Annotated in this window: 20 protein-coding genes and 1 pseudogene; 14 read left to right on the forward strand and 7 right to left on the reverse strand. The window is 69.5% G+C overall.

Translation table 11 applies throughout. The annotated features are described in order from the left end of the window. The first annotated feature begins 3 nt into the window (after positions 1–3). From A6A40_RS18410 to A6A40_RS18435, 6 genes are all read left to right on the forward strand, one after another. Positions 4–717 carry an amino acid kinase family protein gene (locus A6A40_RS18410; protein WP_236783885.1) on the forward strand — a complete coding sequence of 238 codons (714 nt, stop codon included), beginning with the start codon at positions 4–6 and terminating at the stop codon, positions 715–717. Further along, positions 714–1,295 (forward strand): flavoprotein, encoded by a 582-nt coding sequence (locus tag A6A40_RS18415; protein WP_108547373.1) that lies wholly within the window; start codon positions 714–716, stop codon positions 1,293–1,295. The genes A6A40_RS18410 and A6A40_RS18415 overlap by 4 nt, the downstream gene beginning before the upstream one ends. Beyond that, positions 1,288–2,706, forward strand: a complete 1,419-nt coding sequence (locus A6A40_RS18420) for a DUF6513 domain-containing protein (RefSeq protein ID WP_108547374.1) — start codon at positions 1,288–1,290, stop codon at positions 2,704–2,706. The genes A6A40_RS18415 and A6A40_RS18420 overlap by 8 nt, the downstream gene beginning before the upstream one ends. Continuing rightward, positions 2,703–3,290 (forward strand): DUF447 domain-containing protein, encoded by a 588-nt coding sequence (locus A6A40_RS18425; protein WP_108547375.1) that lies wholly within the window; start codon positions 2,703–2,705, stop codon positions 3,288–3,290. The genes A6A40_RS18420 and A6A40_RS18425 overlap by 4 nt, the downstream gene beginning before the upstream one ends. Then, on the forward strand, positions 3,287–3,988 hold the full coding sequence (locus A6A40_RS18430; protein WP_108547376.1) for a (5-formylfuran-3-yl)methyl phosphate synthase: 702 nt from the start codon (positions 3,287–3,289) through the stop codon (positions 3,986–3,988). The genes A6A40_RS18425 and A6A40_RS18430 overlap by 4 nt, the downstream gene beginning before the upstream one ends. A gap of 527 nt (positions 3,989–4,515) precedes the next feature. Beyond that, on the forward strand, positions 4,516–5,841 hold the full coding sequence (locus tag A6A40_RS18435) for a solute carrier family 23 protein (protein WP_108547377.1): 1,326 nt from the start codon (positions 4,516–4,518) through the stop codon (positions 5,839–5,841). A 175-nt stretch (positions 5,842–6,016) separates the two neighbouring features. On the opposite strand, the pseudogene A6A40_RS18440 reads toward A6A40_RS18435, so the two are convergent. Further along, positions 6,017–6,250 (reverse strand): annotated as a pseudogene (locus A6A40_RS18440) (FAD-dependent oxidoreductase); the annotation flags it as partial. On the opposite strand from A6A40_RS18440, the gene A6A40_RS32325 reads away from it, so the two are divergent. Beyond that, entirely contained in the window at positions 6,180–6,347 is a 168-nt protein-coding gene (locus A6A40_RS32325) for a hypothetical protein (protein ID WP_335645200.1), read from the forward strand. The pseudogene A6A40_RS18440 and the gene A6A40_RS32325 sit on opposite strands and share 71 nt — an antisense overlap. Positions 6,348–6,379: 32 nt before the next feature. Here A6A40_RS32325 and A6A40_RS18445 read toward each other — a convergent pair whose 3' ends face one another. From A6A40_RS18445 to A6A40_RS18460, 4 genes are read right to left on the reverse strand one after another with little or no spacing between them, the layout of a single operon-like run. Continuing rightward, positions 6,380–7,750 carry an FAD/NAD(P)-dependent oxidoreductase gene (locus tag A6A40_RS18445; RefSeq protein ID WP_108547378.1) on the reverse strand — a complete coding sequence of 457 codons (1,371 nt, stop codon included), beginning with the start codon at positions 7,748–7,750 and terminating at the stop codon, positions 6,380–6,382. After that, positions 7,747–8,076 (reverse strand): (2Fe-2S)-binding protein, encoded by a 330-nt coding sequence (locus A6A40_RS18450; protein ID WP_108547379.1) that lies wholly within the window; start codon positions 8,074–8,076, stop codon positions 7,747–7,749. The genes A6A40_RS18445 and A6A40_RS18450 overlap by 4 nt, the downstream gene beginning before the upstream one ends. After that, entirely contained in the window at positions 8,073–10,049 is a 1,977-nt protein-coding gene (locus A6A40_RS18455) for a hydantoinase B/oxoprolinase family protein (RefSeq protein ID WP_108547380.1), read from the reverse strand. Before A6A40_RS18455 ends, A6A40_RS18450 begins: the two co-directional genes overlap by 4 nt. A 33-nt stretch (positions 10,050–10,082) precedes the next feature. Continuing rightward, positions 10,083–12,143 (reverse strand): hydantoinase/oxoprolinase family protein, encoded by a 2,061-nt coding sequence (locus tag A6A40_RS18460; protein WP_108548014.1) that lies wholly within the window; start codon positions 12,141–12,143, stop codon positions 10,083–10,085. A 240-nt stretch (positions 12,144–12,383) separates the two neighbouring features. Here A6A40_RS18460 and A6A40_RS18465 point away from each other — a divergent pair, with 240 nt between their 5' ends. Continuing rightward, positions 12,384–13,517, forward strand: coding sequence for an NAD(P)/FAD-dependent oxidoreductase (locus tag A6A40_RS18465; RefSeq protein ID WP_108547381.1), 1,134 nt, complete (start codon positions 12,384–12,386; stop codon positions 13,515–13,517). Positions 13,518–13,567: 50 nt separating this feature from the next. Here the strand turns inward: A6A40_RS18465 and A6A40_RS18470 are convergent, their stop codons facing one another. Both A6A40_RS18470 and A6A40_RS18475 read right to left on the reverse strand, forming a co-directional pair. Beyond that, entirely contained in the window at positions 13,568–14,545 is a 978-nt protein-coding gene (locus tag A6A40_RS18470) for a DMT family transporter (RefSeq protein ID WP_108547382.1), read from the reverse strand. Positions 14,546–14,580: 35 nt separating this feature from the next. Beyond that, positions 14,581–15,447: a GNAT family N-acetyltransferase gene (locus tag A6A40_RS18475; protein WP_162363833.1), complete on the reverse strand. Its 867-nt coding sequence runs from the start codon at positions 15,445–15,447 to the stop codon at positions 14,581–14,583. Positions 15,448–15,810: 363 nt separating this feature from the next. Here A6A40_RS18475 and argE point away from each other — a divergent pair, with 363 nt between their 5' ends. From argE to A6A40_RS18505, 6 genes are read left to right on the forward strand one after another with little or no spacing between them, the layout of a single operon-like run. Then, positions 15,811–16,935 (forward strand): acetylornithine deacetylase, encoded by a 1,125-nt coding sequence (gene argE, locus A6A40_RS18480; protein ID WP_108548015.1) that lies wholly within the window; start codon positions 15,811–15,813, stop codon positions 16,933–16,935. Between the two features lie 31 nt (positions 16,936–16,966). Then, a complete protein-coding gene (locus tag A6A40_RS18485) occupies positions 16,967–17,890 on the forward strand; it encodes a 2-hydroxyacid dehydrogenase (protein WP_108547384.1) in 924 nt (307 codons plus the stop codon). A gap of 55 nt (positions 17,891–17,945) precedes the next feature. Then, positions 17,946–18,299 (forward strand): cupin domain-containing protein, encoded by a 354-nt coding sequence (locus A6A40_RS18490; RefSeq protein WP_108547385.1) that lies wholly within the window; start codon positions 17,946–17,948, stop codon positions 18,297–18,299. A gap of 9 nt (positions 18,300–18,308) precedes the next feature. Further along, on the forward strand, positions 18,309–19,784 hold the full coding sequence (locus tag A6A40_RS18495) for an aldehyde dehydrogenase family protein (RefSeq protein WP_108547386.1): 1,476 nt from the start codon (positions 18,309–18,311) through the stop codon (positions 19,782–19,784). Positions 19,785–19,823: 39 nt separating this feature from the next. Further along, positions 19,824–20,867, forward strand: coding sequence for a tartrate dehydrogenase (locus A6A40_RS18500; protein ID WP_108547387.1), 1,044 nt, complete (start codon positions 19,824–19,826; stop codon positions 20,865–20,867). A 42-nt stretch (positions 20,868–20,909) separates the two neighbouring features. Beyond that, on the forward strand, positions 20,910–22,367 hold the full coding sequence (locus A6A40_RS18505) for an NAD-dependent succinate-semialdehyde dehydrogenase (RefSeq protein WP_108547388.1): 1,458 nt from the start codon (positions 20,910–20,912) through the stop codon (positions 22,365–22,367). Positions 22,368–22,376: the final 9 nt, after the last annotated feature.

Here is a 22,376-nt window from a genome sequence, read left to right on the forward strand (position 1 = left end):
CCGATGACGGCCAACGCATCGCCTGACGACGGGTCGCCGAACGCCGCAGGAACCGTCGCGGCGCGGCCCTGGGTGATCAAGATCGGCGGCAGCCTGTCGGACTGGCACCGGCTGGGCACTTGGTTGGATCTGATCGCCCGGCCCGGCCATCTCCATCCGCTGGTCATCGTGCCGGGCGGCGGCCCCTTCGCCGATGCGGTTCGCGACGCCCAGGACAACTGGCGCTTCGACGACCGGTTGGCCCATCGCATGGCCCTGTTGGCGATGGAGCAGTTCGGCTTGATGCTGCACGGCATCTGCCCGACCCTGCAGACCGCGGCGACGCGCGAGCGGCTGCGCTCGCTGATCCGGGCGGGGATGCCGGCGGTGTGGCTGCCGTCGGCGATGGCGCTCGACCAGCCGGAGATCGCCGAAAGCTGGGATGTCACCTCGGACAGTCTCGCGGCGTGGCTGGCGGTGGAGCTGGATGCGGCGGCGCTGGTGCTGGTCAAGTCGGGCCCCTGCCCTTGTGCCGCCACCGACGCGGCGGCCCTGGCCCGCGACGGGCTGGTCGATGCCGCCTTCCCGCTCTGGCGCGCGCGCTTCGCGGGCGAGAGCTGGTGCATCCACCGCGACAACCACATCCTGATGGAGGAGGCGCTCGCCGGCCGGGCAAATCCCGGCTGCGTCCTGCTGCGCAGCCCGGAGGCGGAACTTCTGCCGGGCGTGCGGGCATGACCGGGATGTCCCCAGCCCCCACGTCGCCGCGGCTCGCCTGGGCGCTGACCGGCTCCGGCCATTACATCAAGGAGACGCTCGACCTGATGGAGCGGTTCGCGCCGCTCGACGTCTTTCTCAGCAAGGCGGCCGAGGAGGTGATGCGCATGTATCGCCGCCGCGACGGCAACTTCCCCACCGGCACCCGCCTGTTCCGCGACCGGGCCGCCAGCGCGCCGCAGATCGGGCGGTTCTATTTCGGCGAATACCACACTCTGGTGGTGGGGCCGGCCACCTCGAACACGGTCGCCAAATGCGTGCAGGGCATCTCCGACACGCTGCCGACCAACGCTTTCGCCCAGGCCGGCAAATGCCGGGTGCCCTGCATCGTCTTCGCCTGCGACACCGCGCCGGAAATGATGACCGAGGCGCCGCACGGCATGGTGCCGGTCTATCCCCGGCGCATCGACCTGGAGAATGTCGAACGGCTGCGCGGGTTCGAGGCGACGACCGTCGTCGAAACCGTTTCCGAGCTCGAGGCGGTCCTGGCAGCGCGTCTGGACTCCGTGCGTCCGGAAAGGCGCCTGGTGAATGTCTGACCACCTCGTCTTCGTGACCGGAAAGCTGGCGGAACCACGCCTGCGGGCAGTGCTCAACGGGATGGCGTCCTCACCTTTCAGGTTCGACGTGGTGCAGATCGGCGTCAGCGTCGCCGCCCTGATGACCGAGGAGCTGATCAGACGCCGCCTTCCGCCGCCGCCACCGGGATCCCGCGTGATCCTGCCCGGTCGGACCCGATGCGATCTGGCGGCCCTGTCCAGGCATTTCGGCGTCAGCTTCGAACGAGGGCCGGAAGAGCTGCGCGACATCCCCGCCTATCTCGGCGGGCGGGCGGTGCGGACCGACCTGTCCCGCCATGCGGTGACAATCTTCGCCGAAATCGTCGACGCACCCCACCGGTCCGTCGACACTCTGCTGGAGACCGCCGCAAGGCTGCGCCGTGACGGTGCCGACGTGATCGACATCGGCTGCCACCCTGGCGAACGGTTCGAGGGGCTGGAGGCCGCCGTCGCCGCCCTGGTCGCCGCCGGCCACACCGTCAGCGTCGACAGCGCCGACCCCGAGGAGCTGCTGCGCGGAGCGTCGGCCGGTGCCTCCTACCTGCTCAGCCTCAGCGAAGATACGCTGTGGGTGCTGGATCGGACGGACGCCACCCCGATCCTGATTCCGGGCAAGGCGCGCGACCTGGAGTCCCTCTGCCGCGCCGTGGACCGGCTGCGGGCTTCCGGCCGTCGTTTCCTCGCCGATCCGGTGCTCGACCCCATCCATTACGGCTTCACGGACTCGGTGGTGCGCTATCACGACCTGCGCCGGCGCTATCCCGACATCGAAATGCTGATGGGCATCGGCAACCTGACCGAACTGACCGACGCCGACACCACCGGCACCACGGCGCTGCTGATGGGCATGGTGTCGGAACTGTCGATCGGCGCCGTCCTGACCCTCCAGGTCAGCCCGCATGCCCGCACCGCCGTGCGCGAGGCCGACCGGGCGCGGCGGATCATGCATGCCGCCGCGGAAAGCGGCAGCCTGCCCAAGGGCATCGACGATGGGATGATGGCTCTGCGCGACCGCCGTCCCTTCGCCGGCACCCCGGCCGAGATCGCGGAGACCGCCCGCAGCATCCGCGATCCCTCCTTCCGGGTGGAGGTGGCCGAGGACGGCGTCCACGTCTACAACCGGGACGGGCATCATGTGGCGACCGATCCCTATCGGCTCTATCCCCTGCTCGGGCTGGCGCAGGACGGCGGACATGCCTTCTACATGGGGGTGGAGTTGCAGAAGGCCTTCCTCGCCTGGCAGCTCGGCAAGCGCTATGTCCAGGACGAAGACCTCTCCTGGGGCTGCACCGTGGAGACGGCGGCAGAGGTGGACAGCGATATCCATGGTTTCAAGACGGCCGGCACGACCTTGCAGGAGCGCCGCCGGGCCTGCGGAAGGGCATCATGATTCTGGAAACCATCGTCACCACGCTGGGCGCCGACGGCACCCCGCACATCGCCCCCTTCGGCGTCACCCGGACCGGAGAGGGGCTGGTGATCGCCCCCTTCCGCCCCTCCGTCACGCTCAACGCGCTGGAGGCCACCGGCCGGGCCGTGGTCAACCTCACCGACGACGCGCGGCTGTTCGCCGGTTGCCTGACCGGGCGGCGCGACTGGCCGCTGGTTCCCGCATCCGTCATCGCCGGCATGCGTCTGGCCGACAGCCTCGCCCATTGGGAGGTGGAGGTGGTCCGGGTCGAGGCGGATCCGGTGCGCCCGCGCTTCCATTGCCAGTGCGTCCATGAAGAGGCCCATCGGCCCTTCGCCGGACACAACCGCGCCGCCGCCGCCGTGATCGAGGCGGCGATCCTGTGCAGCCGCCTGCATCTGCTGCCGTGGGAGAAGGTGGAACGGGAAATGGCCTACCTTGCCATTGCCGTCGAAAAAACCGCCGGACCGCGGGAACGGGAGGCCTGGGGCTGGCTGTGTGATCGTCTGACGGCATTCCGGGCCGAAGCCGACCGCATGGTCGAACCGCAGGTGCTTTCATGATCCGCATGCTCGCCAGCGTGACCGATCCCGATGAAGCCGGTCTTGCGGTGAAGGCCGGGGCCGACCTGATCGATCTGAAAAATCCCAGCGAGGGTGCCTTGGGCGCGCTGCCCGCCGGTACGATCCGCGCCTGTCTTGAAACGGTGTCCGGACGAAAGCCGGTCAGCGCCACCATCGGCGATCTGCCGATGGATCCCGACATCACGGCGCTGGCCGTCTCCCGGACGGCGGCCACCGGGGTCGACATCGTGAAGATGGGACTCATCGGCGGCGGCGACCCTGCCTCCTGTATCGAGGCGGCGGCACGGGCACGCGGCACCGCCGCGCTGGTCGGCGTCATCCTTGCCGACCTGATACCCCCTGCACCCGATCTGGTTCATGCGATGGCCGATGCCGGCTTCATCGGCGTGATGCTGGACACCGGCCTGAAGGACGGCCGCAGCTTACGCGATCATCTGTCCACCGCCGCGCTGGAGGATTTCATTGGACAGGCACGCGCTGCCGGACTTCTGGCGGGGTTGGCAGGCTCCCTGAGGCTTGCCGACATCCCTCCTCTCGCGGCGTTGGGTCCGTCGATTCTCGGCTTTCGCGGTGCACTGTGCCGGGGCGGGGCGCGGCGCGGCCTGATGGATCCGGAGCGGATCGCGGACGTCGTCCATTGCGTGCGCAGTGCGCAACGGCCGAAATGTGAGGCGTAGTAACGGCGGTCATCGAGGATGGATACCGCTATCCGCGCCGACCGGCGCTACGGCACCCCATCCCGACAAAGCTTCTGTCCCTCATAGGCCATGACCAGGAGACTCTGTCGCAAGACGATATCTGCCCGGCCATTTCAGGAAACCCGCGTTTCTGGAGAAAATTACTCTCTGAAAGCGATTTTGTTTTCCAACCATCGGCATGAGCACCTCCGGCAAACATTGCGGTGGGCACGACTCCCCCGAAATGGGGGTGCGCCCCTGGTGGTCGGCGACTGGCACGCTGCCGCCCGCCACATGGCCGGACCGGGCTCCGCCTCGGCCGGCCTCCGATGGTCCGTGCCCCGGCAAAGGCTGCGGCTTGCATAAAGATGTGGCGTAACGGCGTCGCGGGAGCCAAAAAGCGGGCGTCGTTTCCATCAAGGCGCCCTGCGTGTTGAAATCGATCGGCTATTCAACTTTTGGACTATGAATGGCCTGAGCTTTCCCCGACAAGGACGCCTTTCCACACAGCTTCGGACAGAACCTACATGGCAGATTACTTCCCGCGTTGGCCGCTTGCTGCCGGCCCCGTCGTCCAGCCGGACGAGCGCCTTCCCTGGGGCTCGACGATGACGCTCGGCATCCAGCATCTCGTCGCCATGTCCGGCTCGACCATCCTCGGGCCGTTGCTGATGGGGTTTGATCCAAACCTCGCCGTGCTGTTTTCCGGCATCGGCACGCTGATCTTCCTCGTGCTCACCGCCGGACGGGTGCCGAGCTATCTCGGCTCCTCCTTCTCGTTCATCGCCGTGGTGATCGCGGTGACTGGGTACAGCGGCCAGGGCCCCAACCCGAACATCGGGCCGGCGCTTGGCGGCATCATCGCGGCCGGCGTGCTCTATGTCCTGATCGGCATGCTGGTGACCTGGACCAGCACCGGTTGGATCGAGCGGCTGATGCCACCGGCGGTGACCGGCGCGGTGGGGGCGGCGATCGGCCTCAACCTGTCCCCGGTTGCAGTCAAGGGCATCGAAGGGACGGGGCCCCACATCCTCGTCGCCCTGTTCACGCTGGTCGCCACCGCTCTCATCGCGGTCTACGCCCCGCTCGCCATCCGGCGGCTTTCCATCCTCGCCGGCATCGCCGCCGGCTACGTCTTCTATCTCGTGCTGGCCAACGGTTTCGGCCTGCTGCCGCCGGTCAGCTTCGCGGAGCTGGCCGCCGCCCCGTGGTTCGGCATGCCGGAGTTCCGCACGCCCAGCTTCGATGCCGGCGCCATGGCGCTGGTCGCCCCGATCGCCTTCATCCTGGTCGCCGAGAATCTCGGCCACATCAAGGCCATCGGCGCCATGACCGGGCGCAACCTCGACCGCTACATCGGCCGCGGATTCATCGGCGACGGCATTGCCACCATCGTCTCGGGCAGCGGCGGCGGCACCGGTGTCACGACCTATGTCGAGAACATGGGGGTGATGGCGGTCACCCGCGTCTTCTCCACGCTCATCTTCGTCGTCGCCGCGGTCGCCGCGATCTTTCTGGGCTTCTCGCCGAAGTTCGGCGCCCTGCTGCGGACGATCCCGGCGCCGGTGCTGGGCGGGCTGGCGACGGTCGTGTTCGGCCTGATCGCCGCGGCGATGGTGCGGCTGTGGGTCGACAACCGCGTCGATTTCTCCGATCCGCGCAACCTCATCACCGTCGGCGTGACGCTGGTTCTCGGCGCCGGCAACTTCACCGTCACCGCCGGAGGCTTCTCCATCGGCGGCATCGGCACCGCGACCATCGCTGCGCTCGGCCTCTACCAGCTGCTCGGCATCGGGCGTTCGCGCGAGTCCTCCCGCACCGCCTCCCCGCCGGCAGCCACGACGCTCCACTGAGGCCGACGCATCCTGAGGGCGCTCCGGGAACTCGGGCGGACGCGCAACACCGTGGGCACATAGGGTCCGGCGGAGAACAGAGCAAAGAGACGCTGCTGCAAAGATCGCCACCGTCGAGCCAGTCCAGGTCGGGCACGCCGCCGGTGGCGACGATGACGATGTCCGGGTTCTCGGCGGCGATCCCGGCGGCCTCGGCGAAGACATTCAGACGGACGTCCACCTCCAGCCGCTCAAGCTCGCTGCGGTGCCAGTCGGTGATGCCGAGGAGATCCTGCCGTCCTTCCGCACCGGCCGCGATCAGGACTTGCCCGCCCAACCGGCTACCCGCCTCGAACAGGGTGACGCGGTGGCCGCGTTCGGCCAGAACGCGGGCGGCCTCCATTCCCGCCGGACCGCCGCCGACCACCACCGCCCGGCGCCGCGTGTCGGCGGGGGCGATCTGCGAATGGCTGATCGCGGTGATGCGCGACGATCTGAAACGCCTCGACATGGTCCGGCCCGCGTGATCACCGCGGGTTGAGACGACGCGCGCCGACCGTCACTCCTCCTCCAGCAGCGCACGGACCGGAACCGGCCGGACCGGGGCTTGCGCACGCAGGCGCCCCACGTCTCCGGTATGGGCGAGCCCGCCGGAGGCCGCGATCAGGTCGGCCGCCGCAAGCTGGCAATAGCGGCCCTGGCACCGCCCCATCCCTGCACGGCCCAGGGACTTCACCCGGTTGGCCTCCGGCCCGCCATAGGCCGCGGTTTCGCGCACCGCACCGGCGGTGATCCCCTCGCAACGGCACAGGATCGCATCGTCGGGCAATGCCCGCACCTGATCGGCCGGCCAGGGGAAGGCACGGGCGATACCGCGCGCGAAGCGCTCCAGCCGGTCGAGCCGCTTCAGGTCGGCCGAGATGTCCGGCGCCGGCAGTCCCAGATCGGACAGGCTGGCCGCCGCGGCAAGCCTGCCGGCGACTTCCGCCCCGTCGGCGCCCAGCAGACGCAGGCCATCGCCGGCCAGATAGACGCCGTCCCCGGCGCGGCCCATGCGGTCGGCATGGGGCAACCACTGCGCCCATGTCGCGTCATAGTCGAACCGGCAGCCGGCGAGATCGGCAAGCTGGCTTTCCGCCTTCAGATGCCAGCCCAGCCCGACCGTGTCGCACAGTGTCCGCCGCGCCCGTCCGCCGGCATCCGTCCAGCGAACCGCAGTCACCCCCGTCTCCGTCGCCTCGATGCCCTCCAGTGCGATTCCGGCATGGTAAAGCCGCCCCAGCCGCGCCCGCATCGCCAGCCCTTGCAGGGCGAAGGACGGGCGGACGGCAAGGTCGGCGAAGGCGGCGATCTGGCCGCGCATGCCCGCGGTGTCGAGGACCGCCGCGATCTCCGCCCCCGCCTTCAGCAATTGCGTCGCCAGCAGGGTCAGCAGCGGCCCCGACCCGGCCAGCAGGATCCGCCGCCCCATCGCCACGCCTTGGGCCTTCAGCGCGATCTGCATCGCGCCCAGGCTGTAGACACCGGGCGACTGCCAGCCCGGCACCGGGGCGAGGCGGTCGGTCGCCCCGGTCGCCAGGATCAGCCGGTCATAGCGGATCCGGCGGCTCCCACCGTCGCCCACCGCGTGCAGTGTCCCGTCTGCCAATGCCACGACCGAATGGCGCGGCAGATGGACCACCCGACCGGTTGAAACCAGCCCGTCGAAGGCGGTGTGCAGCGCCACCGCCTTGCCGGCCTGCGAGCCATAGAGGGTCGCCGGCGGACGGGTGAAGCCGGCGGGCGGACGGCGGTAGATCTGTCCGCCGGCCCGCGCGCCCTCGTCGATCACCGTCGGGCGCAACCCGGCCGCCGCCAGCGTTTCCGCCGCACGGATGCCGGCGGGCCCCGCCCCCACGATCACCACTTGCGGTTCGTTCGCGGTCGTCATGTCCAATCCTCCCGCGTCCGGGTCAGCAACCGCATGCCGTCGGCAACAGGGGTGGAACAGGCGCGGATGCGCGCACCCTGTTCCTGCCAGATCCAGCAATCCTGGCAAGCCCCCATCAGACAGAAGCCGGCACGCTGCTCCGGACCGAACTCCGCCTGCCGCAGCGCCGGGAGGTTGGTGAGGATTGCCGTCAGCACCGTATCGCCAGACAGGGCCTTGCGCTCCACCCCATCCAGCAGGAAGCGGACCGGCTCCCGCCCCGTCTCGGCCAGTCTGACCAGCCGGCCGCCGGGGGCCGGTGGGGCGCCGAACGCCGTCCCGCTCATTCCGCCGCCTCCCGCACCGCGGCTTTCGGGCGCGGCATCTCGGGGAAGCGGGCATAGACCTCCTCCAGTGCCGCCTGCACCCCGTCGGCCCCGGCGCGGCCGGCCATGCGGTTGAAGATCTCCGTCTTGGCGAAGAAGCGCCAATGGATCGGCAGACCGTCCAGGGTCCGCGTCAGCAAATCATAGGCGTCCGGCGTCCATTGCCGCTCGTACCCCTCGCGCTCCGGTCCGAAATGGAAATGCGCGGTGGGAGCCTTGCGGTTCGCCCGCAGCCGGTCGGTCGCCTCGGCGTCGAGCATGCCCTCGCGGATGACGACGCCATACTCCCGCTCCGCCGCTTCCACGGAAACATAGCCGCGCGCCACATCCTGGACCACCCGCCACGCCTCGCGCGTGAACGGATCGCCCCGCCCGCCGCCGCCGGCCGAGCGGATGTCCAGCACGTCGCCCGGCTGCAGCACCGCTGTGTCGATGTTGCCCAGCCGCTTTTCCCCAGCCGTGCCGGGATTGACCACCATGTCGGACAGCCCGGCCGCCCGGCCGCCCAGCACGCCCCAGGGGCGGAAGAAGCCGCGGTCGCGGTTGCGTGCGGTGATCCGGGTGTCGGGGGAGAAGACGCGGAAGGCCATGTGGGTGGCCAGCCCGCCGCGCCAGCGCCCTGCCCCGCCGCTGTCGGTGGCCAGACCGTAGCGGACGAACTCGACCGGGGTTTCAATCTCGGTGATCTCGATCGGCGTGTTCCTCAGATAGGCGGCGTCGGCACCCGACCCGTTGGTGCCGTCGCGGTGCGGCATGCCGCCGCCGCCGCCGACCACCGGATTCACCGCGGCGATGATGCGGTTGCCCGTCCGCTCGTCGGTGGTCATCACGTTGACGATGCAGTTGTTGCCGGCCGGCGCCGCCGGAAGCCGCTCCGGCACCGCCTGGGAGAAGGCGCCGAAAATCACCGAGCGCAGCCGCGCGCAGGTCAGCGACCGCATTCCCACCGCCGCCGGGAAGGTCGGGTTGAGGACCGTCCCTTCCGGCGCGATGCAGGTGAAGGGCCGGGTCAGGCCGGTGTTCAGCAGAATCTTCGGGTTGAGGGTGTAGAGGACGTAATAGACCCCGACCAGCAGGATGGTGTGGCGGGGATCGCCGCCCGACGGCACGTTGAGCGAGGATGCCAGCTGCGGATCCGACCCGGTGAAGTCCAGGATCGCCTCGTCGCCCCGGATCCTCAGGGTCAGCTTCAGGCGGCAGGGGTTGGCGGCGACCGAATCCTCGTCGGCATAGTCGGCGAAGACCCACTCCCCGTCGGGCATGGCGCGCAGGATGTCGCGCGCCTGCGCCTCGGCATGATCCAGCAACGCGTCGACGCCGTCGAGGAAGGCGGCCTTGCCGAACTTCTCGACCATGGCGAGGATCTTGCGCTCGCCGGTGTTGAGCGCACCGACCAGCGCCTTGATGTCGCCGATGTTCAGGTCGGGCTTGCGGACGTTGGCGGTCATGATCCGCAGGATCTGCTCGTCGAACACCCCTTCGCGGACCAGCTTCATCGGCGGGAAGCGGATGCCTTCCTGATGGATTTCGGTCAGCGCCCGCGACAGCGAGGCCGGGACCGCGCCGCCCATGTCGGTGTTGTGGATGTGCCCGCCGGTCCAGGCGATGATCTTTCCATCATGGAAGACCGGCTTCCACAGATGGGTGTCGGGGGCGTGGGTCGCCACGAAGCCGGAATAGGGATCGTTGGTGAAGGCGACGTCGCCGGGCCGGTACTCCTCGATCATGTCGATGGCGCGGCCATAGGTCAGGCCGGGATACCAGGTCGCCCCCAGCTCCATCGGCACGCCGAAGGTCTCGCCCCGTCGGTTCAGCAGCATGACGGTGAAATCCTCCGTCTCCTTGACGAAGGCGGAATGGGCGGTGCGCTGGAGCGTGTGGGCCATGTTCTCGGCCGCCGAGCGCGCGTGGTTCGCCAGAACCTGAAGCTTCATCTTATCGAAAGCAGGTCTATCGGACACGGGCGATCACTCCGCAAAGGTCAGGTGGAGGTTGAGATGCGCGTCGACGCGGGCTTCGGCCCCGGCCGGAATGGCGAAGGTGGTGTCCTCTTGCGCGACGATGGCCGGTCCCTGGAACTGCGCGCCGGCCTGCAAATCCGCGCGGCGGTAGAGCCCGACCGGGGTCACGGCGCCGCCGGTGAAGACCGGGACGGTCCGCTCGGCCGACGCGGCGCGCGGCTCGTCCTGTGCGGTGGGGAACTGCAGCGCCGGGCCGTTGCCGATGGCCGACAATCGCAGGTTGACGACCTCGATCCGCCCGTCCGGATCGTCGAAATCGTAGAGCCGGGCATGCGCAGCGTGGAAGGCGGCGGCGATGGCGCCCGAGCTGGCGTTGGGGTCGTCGCCGTCCAGCCATTCGGAGCGCAGCGGCGTCTCGATCTCGTAGCTCTGGCCGGCATAGCGCATATCCGCGACGATCTTCAACTCGACCGCGCCGGAATGGCCCTGCGCGACGAGCCAGTCGCGACCCTCCGCGCCCATCGCGGCGAACGCCTCGCGCAGCGTCGGTATCAGGCCAGGGGACAGTTCGGCGAACAGGGTGCGGACGAAATCGCCGCGCAGGTCGGCGACCAGCCCGCCCAGCGCCGAGACCACGCCCGGCCAGCGCGGCGCGACGACGCGCGGCATGCCCAGTTCGCGCGCCAGGAACACCCCCAGCATCGGCCCGCCGCCGCCGAAGGGCATCAGCGCGAAGTCCCGCACATCGACGCCGGCGCGCGCGGCCATCTTCTCGACCTCCGCGAACATCTCCGACACCGCGACGTCGAGGATGGCCTGGGCGGTGGCTTCCAGCGAACGGCCCAGCCGGTCGGCCAGCCGCCCCACCGCGGCGCGGGCGAGGTCGGCGTCCATCCGCAGCTGCCCATAGGCCATCTGGCTGTGGCCGAGCCAGCCGCACACCACCATCGCGTCGGTCACCGTCGCCCAGTCGCCGCCGCGGCCATAGCAGGCCGGGCCGGGCGTCGATCCGGCGGATTCGGGACCGACGCGCAGCACCCCCTGCCCGTCGACGCTGGCGATCGACCCGCCGCCGATGCCGATGGAGCTGACCGACACCGAGGGGATGTGCAGCGGAAACTCGCCAATCATCTCGCCGACGCCGAACTGGGCCTGGCCGTCGATGATCAGGGCGAAATCGGCCGAGGTGCCGCCGATGTCCAGCGTCAGGATGCGCGGCTCCCCCGCCTGCCGGGCCAGCCACGCAGCGCCGTTGACGCCGGAGGCGGCGCCGGACAGCAGCATGTGGACGCAGGCGCGCTTGCCCTCCGCCGCGTTCATCACCCCGCCGTTGGACTTGGTCAGAAGCGGGCGGGCGGGCACGTCGCGGCCGGCCAGCCGCTCCTCCAGCGCCGACAGATAGCCGGAGATGCGGGGATGGACATAGGCGTTGAGGATCGCGGTCGTCGTCCGCTCATATTCGCGGATCACCGGCCAGACCTCGGCGGACGTGAAGACGAACAGCTCCGGAGCCAGCCGGGCGACCTCCGCCTTGACGGCGCTTTCGTGGGCGTCGTCGCGCCAGGAATGCAGGAAGGAGACGACGACGCCCATCGCCCCCTTGGCCTTGACCGCGGCGACGGCATCGGCGACGGCCGCCATGTCGGGGGCCTGCCGTTCGGTGCCGTCCGACCGCAGGCGGGCGGGAATGCCGAAGACCATGTCACGCGCCACCAGCTGGTCGGGGCGCGAGCAGAACAGAGAATAGGTGTCCGGCATGCGCAGCCGGGCGAGTTCGATCACATCCTCGAACCCGGCATTGGTCAGCAGCGCGAGCGGCGCGCCCTTGCGTTGGATGACGGTGTTCATCCCGACCGTCGTGCCGTGCACGAAGCGGGTGACGGTGCGCGGATCCATCCCCTCGCGCTCGGCCAGCAGGGTCAGGCCGGTCATCAGCTCCGCGCCGGGATCGTCCGGCGTCGTCAGCACCTTCAGCGACGCCACCCGGCCCGACCGGGTCTCCAGCGCGCAGAAATCGATGAAGGTTCCGCCGATGTCGACGCCGACCTTCCAATCGGCCTCACGCATGCCCCCGTCCATCTTCGCTCCCTTCCGCAAGTCAGCCTGTTCTGGGCAGAAGGCTGGCATGGCGGGGCGAGTGCGGTCTAAGACCCAATGGACGCGAACGCATAAGGCGGACTTATGAAGCGCGGCTCCCATAGCCCGGCCTTATGGGATCCTGCCCAACCGGTCTTTGACCCGTCCGCCGACCGTGGGCAGCCTGCCCGATGGGGCGGAGCCGCATCCGCCCGCATGGGGGAGAGGTCGATGAGGGTTATCGTGCTGGGCGGCGGGTTGATGGGATCGGCCGCCGCCTTCTTCCTGGCCCGGCGCGGCCTGAGCGTCACGCTGCTGGAGCGCAACCGCGTCGGCACGGGCGCCACGGTCGCGTCCTTCGGCAACATCCGCCGCACCGGGCGCTATCTGCCGCAGTTGCCGCTCGCCCACCGCTCGCGGGCATTGTGGGGCGAGGCGGAGCGGCTGCTGGGCCGGGATGTGGAGTTCCGCGCCACCGGGCATCTGCGGCTGGTGTTCGACGAGGACGGTCTGGCCGACATGCGCCGCTTCATCGCCGACGCGCGGCCCTGGGGGCTGGAGCTGGAGGAGCTGTCGTCGCCGGAGATCCGCCGCCGCTTCCCCGGACTGGGGCCGGGCGCCATCGCCGCCTCCTTCTCACCGCAGGACGGCAGCGGCAATCCGCGCCTGATCGCACCGGCCTTCGCCGACGCCGCCCGACGCCTGGGCGCCGGGATCGTCGAGGACTGCGGACCGGTGGAGGTGTCAGCCACCGCGTCGGGCTTCGAAGCGGTGACGAAACAGGGTCGTTTCACCGCCGACTGCCTGCTGAACGCCGCCGGCGCCTGGGGTGCCCGCGTCGCCGCCGGTTTCGGAGAGCCCGTGCCGATGTCGGCCCATGGGCCGCAGATGGGCGTCACCGAACCGCTGCCGCACCGGATCCTGCCGGTGGTGGGGATGTGGTCGCGGGCTGGCGGGGACGGCTATCTGCGGCAGGTGGAACGGGGCAACATCATCTTCGGCGGCGCCGCCGAGCGTGTGCCGGTGGCGCTCGATCCCGGCCATGCCAGGGCGGACCCGGCGCGGCTGCCCGGACAATTGCGGGGGCTGGTCCGGCTGCTGCCGGCCATCGCCGATGTCGCGGTGATCCGCACCTGGTCGGGTTGCGAGGGCTATGTTGCCGACAAGCTGCCGGTGATGGGGCCGTCGGCGACGACGCCCGGCCTGTTCCATGCCTTCGGCTTCAGCGGCCACGGGTTCCAGCTCGGACCCGGCGTCGGCGACGTGATGGCGGAACTCATCGCCACCGGGCGCACCGAAACGCCGCTGCATGATTTCCGCATCGACCGCTTCCAGGCCGCCAGCCAGCCGGCCAGCCGGCCCTGACATGCGAACCGCGGCCCGCCGATCGACCGGCGGGCCGCGGTTCGGGGGCTTCAGCTTGCGGATTCCAGCGCTTCAGACCGGGCGGTGAAACGGGCCGACAGGGGAATGACCAGCGCAGAGGCGGCGATCACGAAGGCTCCAGCCAGACTGACCGGGGATGGCAGCAGGCCGAAGATGACCGCGTCGAGGATCAGCGCCCACAGCATGGCGGTGTAATCGAACGGCGCCTGGGTGGAAACCGAAGCGCGGGCCATCGCCTCTGTCATCGTTATGTGCGCCAACCCGCCCGAGATGCCTGCCGCGACGAGATAGGCCAGCGCATGGCCGGTCGGGGTGATCCATCCGAACGGCCAACTCGCCAGACCGCCGAGCGCGCAGAGGACGGCGAAGTAGAAGGCAATGGTTCCCGGCGCCTCGGTCGCGGTCAGCGTCTTGATCTCGACCCGTCCGGCAGCGGTGGCGACCGCCATGGCCAGCCCGGCAGCCACCCCGATGATGGTGTCGTGATCCAGCCTCGGCCCATCGAAGGCGGGTGCCAGCATCAGGACCACCCCGGCGAAACCGGTCAGCGCCGCGCCGATGGCCACGGCGCCCGGCCGTTCCCGCAGGAACAGCATGGCGGCCGGCACCGCGAGCAGCGGAGCCAGAAAGCCCAGCGCCGTCGCCAGCGCCAGCGGCAGATAGGCCAACGAAATGAAGGACAGCACCATCGCCGCGCCACCATACAGGTTGCGCTTCATATGGCCGATCGGCTGCCGCGTCTTCAGGGCCTTGGGGAATTGCCGGCGCCACATCAGATAGGCGACGATCGGCGGCAGGGCGAAGGCGCTGCGGTAGAAAACGATCTGTCCGATCGGCGCCTCGACGGTCGCCAGACGGACGAACAACGACATCACAACGAACAACCCGGCCGACAGCAGCCGAAGCATCACTCCGCTGCGCACGCCGGGCGGAGAAGGTTCGGGCATAAGGTCCGGCATGGGGGCAGCGTGAGAGCCGGCGGAGGAGTCCGGCGTCTTTCCCGGCATGATCGGCGCATCCTTTTAATGAAGCCGGTGGCGGCTCAACCCAGGGCGTGGGAGGCGAGTGCGTAGGTAACGGGATGGTCCGGCGACCGCGTCGCCGGGTCGGTCAGCGGGGCGCCCAGCGACATGGACAGCACCGTATCGAAGACCCGCAAGCCCGAGCGGGCAAGGAACAGCGGAAAGATCCCTTCGTCCAGATGGGTGTCCAGACGCAGGAAGCGGCCGTCATGCTCATCGACATGGGGGTGAACCACGGCGACCGCGTCCTCGTCCAGTCCGGCGACCACCGGACCGACGACATGACCGCGGCCGAACGGACGGCAGAGGGCGAAGGCGACCAGGGCGCCGTCCCGCTCCAGCCCATAGCCGACCGACTGTTCGAACAGCCGCGCGATCAGCCCGGCGCGCGAGGTCCCGAACGCGCGTTCGTCCAGCGCCGTCACCGCCGCCAGATCCGCCGCCTCCAGGCGCCGCACCGGCTCCGCGGAAGGGGGCCGGTCGCCGCGCCGCGCCTGGCCCTGGCACTGGAACACGGTCCGGTGGCCGATGAAGCCGAGTGAGCGGTAGAGCGCCAGCGCCGCGCGGGTGGCGTTGAGCCGGTAGGTCCGGCCCGCCGTCGCCGACAGCACCCGCTTCATCAACCATTCGCCGACACCCAGCGATTGCAGCCGGGGCGAGGTGATGACCATGCCGATGGTCGCGAATTCGTCGCCATGGGGGAACCACATCGCCGACCCCAGGACGCGGTCGATTTCGTCCAGCGCGACGAAGCCGTGCCCGACCTCGCGCGCGAACTGCCAATCCTCCGCACGATGCGGCCAGCCGACCGAGATCGACAGCGCCTGCAGGCGCTCAAGGTCGATATCGGCGACGTCGGCCACGCGCACGTCGAAGGCGTCGACCATCAGGGATGGCGGTAACGCACCATCCGCCGAACCATCCTTCCCCCCCAGTTCGCTCAAAGCGTCCTCCTCCTCGGAGTTTCCATACCGGGAGGCGGCGCTCCCATGGCGCAACCGACATGCCCGAGCCCCCAACCGGTTCCCGAGAGTACCGGGGCAACCGCCGCACAAATCACCGCAATGCGCCGGCCCTGCACAACAATCCTCTAAATCCCCTGGTCATTCAGCATGGAATGGAGCGCACGCCCGCTAAGATCGTAACTGTCGCAGCCATCAAGGCCGCCGCCCCTCTCCGCACACCGCAGCGAACCCGAAAACGACTCCTCAGCGCCCGTGGCGCGCAGCATGGGACAAGGTGAGGCCGCCATGACCGTGATCGATATCCTGAAGGACCTGATCGCCATTCCCTCCGTGGTGGGGACACCCAACGGTGCCATCGTCGACGGGATTCGCGGCATCCTGGAAGGGGCCGGGGTGCGTGTCCGTGTTCTGCCGGGGCCGGAGGGCGACCGGTTCAACCTGTTCGCCACCATCGGGCCGGCGATGGTTCCGGGCTATGTTCTGTCCGGCCACATGGACGTGGTTCCGGCCACCGAACCCGAATGGACCAGCGATCCGTACCAGCTGCGCACGGACGGCAACAGGCTCTACGGACGCGGCACCTCCGACATGAAGGGGTTCATCGCCGCGGCGCTTGCCGCTTTGCCCGCGCTGACCGCCGCCCCGCTCGCCCGGCCGATCCATCTGGCCTTCACCTATGACGAGGAGGCCGGCTGCCAGGGGGCACCGCATCTTCTGCCGCATCTGCCCGACCTGTGCGCCCCGCCGCTGGGCGTCATCGTCGGGGAGCCGAGCGGCCTGCGCGCCGTCCGCGCCCACAAGGGCAAGGCGGCCGCCCGGCTGACCGTCCGCGGACGGTCCGGCCATTCCTCCCGTCCCGATCAGGGTCTGAATGCCATCCACGCCATGGCCGACGCGTTGACCGCCGCCGTCGCCCAGGCCGACCGCCTGACGCGGGGCCCCTGGGATTCGGCCTTCGAGCCGCCCTATTCCTCGCTGCAGGTCGGCACCATCCGGGGCGGGCTTGCGGTGAATGTCATCCCCGACACCTGCACCGCCGAGTTCGAAGCCCGCGCCATCGCCGGGATCGATCCCGCAACGTTGCTGGAGCCGGTGCGCGAGGCCGCTGAACGGCTGGAGGAAAAGGGGTTCGCCGTGGATTGGACGCAGACCGGCGCCTATCCCGCCCTGTTCCTGGCCGCCCGCACGCCGCTGGCCCGCCTGCTGGAGGAGTTGACCGGACAGGAACCGCTGGCCGCGGTCAGCTATGGCACGGAAGCCGGTCTGTACCAGACCGCGGGGATCGACGCGATCATCTGCGGCCCCGGCGACATCGCGCGGGCGCACCGTCCCAACGAGCATATTCTCGTGGAGGAGCTGCAGGCCTGCCAGTCGATGATCGAGGCGCTGGTTCAGCGCTGCCGCCTCTGACGCACCGCTGCCCATCGCCCAAGGAACGCACATGACCTTCCTGTTCAATTCCGATGCCACGCGCGGCGCGGTGTTCGCAAAGGCCTTTGCCGACGAGCTGCCCGACCTGCCCTTTTCGATGGATCCGGGCACCGTCGATCCCGATGCGGTGCGCTACCTGATCACCTGGACCATCCCGAAAGACCTCGCCCGCTACCGCAATCTGGAGATCGTTTTTTCCATCGGGGCCGGGGTGGACCAGTTCACCATGACCGACCTCCCCGACCATGTGAAGGTCGTGCGCATGGTGGAGGACGGCATCGTCCGCATGATGCAGGAATACGCAACGCTTGCCGTGCTGACCCTGCACCGCCAGATGCCGGCCTATCGTGCCCAGCAGGCGGAGTGCATGTGGCGCCCCCTGCATCAGCCGCAAGCGGCGGAGCGGCGGATCGGCGTGCTTGGGCTGGGCGTGCTGGGGCAGGCGGTACTGGACCGGCTGAAGCCCTTCGGCTTTCCGTTGTCGGGCTGGAGCCGCTCGCCGCGCCAGCTTGAGGGCGTGACCTGCCGCCATGGCGCGGACGGCCTCGACGCGATGCTGGCCGACACCGACATCCTGATCGTCCTGCTGCCGCTGACCCCGGACACCCGCGGCTTCCTCGACGCCCGGCTGCTCGCCAAGCTGCCCAAGGGGGCCGCACTCGTCCACACCGGGCGCGGCCCGCAGCTCGACCATGCCGCGCTGTTGAGCGCGCTCGACGACGGCCACCTGGCCGGAGCCGTGGTCGATGTCACCGACCCGGAGCCGCTGCCTCCCGACCATCCCTTCTGGACCCATCCGAAGATCGTGCTGACCCCGCATGTCGCCAGCATCACCCAGCCCGAAAGCGCGGCTCAGGCGGTCATCGAAAATCTGCGCCGGCATTTCGCCGGACAGGACCCGGTCGGCCTCATCGACCGGCAGCGCGGCTATTGACGCCGCCACCCGGCCTTTCCCCGCGGCACAGCCGCTCGCAACCAAGGATCCCGCCATGTCGCTGCTCAAGACCATCGATCCCGCCCCGACCTTCGCCCCGCGGGAATCGGGCCCGCTGCCGGAACGGCTGATCGCCGGCTCGCCCGCCTTCAAGACCTGGGCGCAGGACGCGGCCAAGGACGACAAGGTCCTGACCGGCGTCTGGGAGGCCACGCCGGGCGAAACCCGTTCGATCAAGGGCGAGACCTTCGAGTTCTGCCACATCCTGGCCGGCGTCATCGAAATCACGCCGGACGGCGGCGAGCCGGTGGTCTACCGGGCTGGCGACAGTTTCGTCATGAAGCCGGGCTTCACCGGCGTGTGGAAGACCATCGAGACCGTCCGCAAGATCTATCTCACCGTCAGCTGAGGGTCCGTCATGAGCCTGTCCTTCGACCCGGACCGCCTGCCGCTGCCCATCGGCCACTTCATCGGCGACCGCCTGATTCCGGCGGCCAGCGCAATGGAAGGCGGGCTGCCCATGCACCGGCCGTCGGATGGCCGGGCCTATGCCGCCTGTCCGGTCGCCTCGCCGGATCTCGTCGATGAGGCGGTCGCCACCGCGCAGGCCGCGTTGAAGTCCAGCAATTGGGGCGGCGTCCGCCCGCGCGAGCGCACCGCCGTGCTGCAGCGTTGGGCCGCCCTGATCGAGGAGGAGGCGGAAACCCTGGCGCAGGTGGAGGCGCTGTCCTCCACCCGTCCGGTCGGCCAGCTGGTCGCCGGCGATGTCGCGGTGACGGCCGAGCAGATCCGCTTCTTCGCCGAGTTCGCCGACAAGGAGGGCGGCGACCTCGCCCCCACCGACGACGGCAGTTTCGGCATGGTGATGACGGAACCCTACGGCGTCGTCGGGGCGATCACACCGTGGAACTTCCCGCTGTCGATGGCGGGCTGGAAGCTCGGCCCGGCGCTGGCCGCCGGCAACGCGGTGGTGCTGAAACCGTCGGAGATGACGCCCTTCTCCACCGTCCTGCTGGCGCAGCTGGCGGTGAAGGCAGGCCTTCCCGCCGGGCTGATCAACATCGTCCAGGGCGACGGCCCGACCACCGGTGCCGCCATCACCCGCCATCCCGGCATCGCCAAGGTCAGCTTCACCGGTTCGACGGCGGCCGGATCGGCGATCATGGCCGACATCGCCCGCAGCGGCGTCAAGCCGATGACGCTGGAGCTGGGCGGCAAGAGCCCGCAGATCGTCTTTGCCGATGCCGACCTGGACAAGGCGGCGGCCGCCATCGCCACCAGCGTGCTGTCCAACGCCGGCCAGGCCTGCGTCGCCGGCTCGCGCCTGCTGGTCGAAAGAACGGTTGCCGAACCGCTGATCGAGCGGATCCTGGGCCACATGCGCGCCGTCCGCCCCGGCCCGACCTGGGACGAGACGACGCGCTATTCCCCGATCATCTCCGAGCGGCAGCGCGCCCGCATCCATTCCATCGTATCCGCCTCTCTCGGCGGCTCGGTGGAATGCCTGACCGGCGGTGTGCCGATGGAAGGCGAAGGCTATTTCTATGCACCGACCCTGATCGCCGGGGTCGACCAAACCTCCCCCGCCGTGATCGAGGAGATCTTCGGCCCGGTGCTGACCGTGCAGAGCTTCGACGGCGAGGAGGAGGCGATGGCGCTGGCAGACCATCCGACCTACGGGCTTGCCGCCGGACTCTACACCCGCGACCTGTCGCGTGCCTTGCGCCTGACCCGGCGGCTGCAGGCCGGGACGGTGTGGGTCAACCGCTATGGCCGCTCGCGCGACCACATCCTGCCGACTGGCGGCTACAAGCGCTCCGGCATCGGCAAGGATCTGGGACGCGAGGCCTATCTCGCCAACCGCCGCAGCAAAAGCGTGCTGATCGGCCTTTAACCTGATGAAAACCGGCAAGCACCAACAAAGGGACGTTCGATGAAAACCCACAACATTGCGATTATCAAGGGCGACGGCATCGGACATCCCGTGGTCGACGCCGCCTGGCAGGTTCTCCAGGCCGCGGCGAAGCAGTCCGGCTTCGCGCTGGCCGGCACCGAAATGCCGTGGTCCTGCGCCCATTACAAGGAAACCGGCGTGATGATGCCCGCCGACGGCATCGAGACGCTCCGCAAGTACGACGCCATCCTGCTGGGTGCCGTCGGTTGGCCGGCGGAGGTGCCGGACGCGGTGTCGCTGCACGGGCTGCTGCTGCCCATCCGCAAGGCATTCGACCAGTATGCCAACGTCCGCCCGCACCGGCTGCTGCCGGGGGTGGAGGGGCCGTTGCGGCGCGGCGGCTTCGACATCCTGTGCATCCGCGAGAACACCGAAGGCGAATATGCCGGCGCCGGCGGGCGCGTCCATCAGGGGACGGCGCAGGAGGTGGCGGTGGAGACCGGCATCTTCACCCGCATGGGGGTGGAGCGTATCCTGCGCTTCGCCTTCGCCCAGGCCCGTGCCCGGCGCAGCAAGCTGGCCTCCGTCACCAAGTCGAACGCGCAGAAGCACTCCATGGTGTTCTGGGACGAGATCACCCGCCAGCTGGCCGCCGAACACCCGGATGTAGAGGTGACGAGCTATCACGTCGATGCGATGGCGGCGCGGATGGTGACGGCGCCGGAGAGCCTGGACGTCGTCGTCGCCTCCAACCTGTTCGGCGACATCCTGACCGACCTGGGCGCCGCGATCCAGGGCGGGCTGGGCTTCGCCGCCTCGGCCAACCTCAACCCCGACCGCGAGGCGCCGTCGATGTTCGAGCCGGTGCACGGCTCGGCCCCGGACATCGCCCATCTCGGCATCGCCAACCCCATCGCCGCCATCTGGTCCGGCGCGATGATGCTGGAGCATCTGGGGGAAAAGGCCGCCGCCGACCGCGTCATGGCGGCGCTGGGCGACACCACCGGCAGGGGCATCGGCACCGTCCCCGGCAAGGACAAAACGGACGCGATCACCGCCGCCGTGCTGTCGGCCCTTTCGTAACGCCAGCCCCTTGAAACCATCCGCAGCGGAATACACACGACCATGACCCATCACCTGACGGATTCCTCCCTGTTCCGCGCACAGGGACTGATCGGCGGCCGCTGGTGCGACGGGGCTGCCGGCCGGACCATCGACGTCCGGAATCCGGCGACCGCCAGCAGCCTCGGCAGCGTTCCAGACATGGATGGAACCGACGCCCGCGAGGCCATCGCCGCCGCGGCCGCAGCCTACCCGGCCTGGAAGCGGCGCACCCATGCCGACCGCGCCGCGCTGCTGGAGCGCTGGCACGCGCTGATGATCGAAAATCTGGAGGATCTGGCCCGCATCCTGACGCTGGAGCAGGGCAAGCCGCTGGACGAGGCGCGCGGCGAGATCCGCTATGGCGCCTCCTTCGTCAAATGGTTCGCCGAAGAGGCGCGGCGGATCGGCGGGACCACCATCCCCTCTCCCACCCCCGACCGCCGCATCGTCGTGCTGAAGGAGCCGGTCGGCGTCTGCGGCATCATCACGCCGTGGAACTTCCCCAACGCCATGATCACCCGCAAGGTGGCGCCGGCGCTGGCCGCCGGCTGCACCGTGGTCATCAAGCCGTCGGACTTCACCCCCTATTCGGCGCTGGCGCTCGGCGTGCTGGCCGAACGGGCCGGAATCCCGGCCGGCGTCATCAACATCCTGACCGGCAGGCCGGAGGCGATCGGCGAGGAGCTGCTGGCGAACGAGACCGTCCGCAAGATCTCCTTCACCGGCTCCACCCGCGTCGGATCGCTGCTGATGCGCGGGGCCGCCGACGGCATCAAGCGGCTGAGCCTGGAGCTGGGCGGCAATGCGCCCTTCATCGTCTTCGACGACGCCGATCTCGATCAGGCGGTGGAAGGCGTCCTCCTGTCCAAGTTCCGCAACGGCGGCCAGACCTGCGTCTGCGCCAACCGCATCCTGGTGCAGGCGGGCGTCTATGAGGCGTTCCGCGACCGGCTGGTCGCCCGCGTCAACGCCATGCGGGTGGGATCGGGGCTGGAGCCGGGGGTCGCCATCGGCCCGATGATCAATGAAGCCGCCATCGCGAAGATCGAGCGCCATGTCGCCGACGCGCTCGCCAAGGGGGCGACCGTCGCGTCTTCCGCCATGGCGGCGCCGGGTCCGCAATTCGTCGCCCCGGTGGTGCTGACCGGCGCCACCACCGACATGCTGCTGGCCAGCGAGGAAACCTTCGGCCCGGTAGCGCCGCTGTTCCGCTTCGAGACGGAGGAGGAGGCCATCGCGCTGGCCAACGCCACGCCGTTCGGGCTGGCGGCCTACTTCTACACGCAGAACCTCGCACGGTCCTGGCGGGTCGGCGAAGCGTTGGAGGCCGGCATGGTCGGGCTGAACACCGGCCTGATCTCCACCGAGGTGGCTCCTTTCGGCGGCGTGAAGCAGTCCGGCCTGGGCCGCGAAGGCGCGCAGGTGGGGATCGAGGAGTATCTGGAGATGAAGACCTTCCACATCGGCGGGTTGGGCTGACGCGCAGGA

The organism is Azospirillum humicireducens (genome assembly GCF_001639105.2).
Classification (GTDB): domain Bacteria; phylum Pseudomonadota; class Alphaproteobacteria; order Azospirillales; family Azospirillaceae; genus Azospirillum; species Azospirillum humicireducens.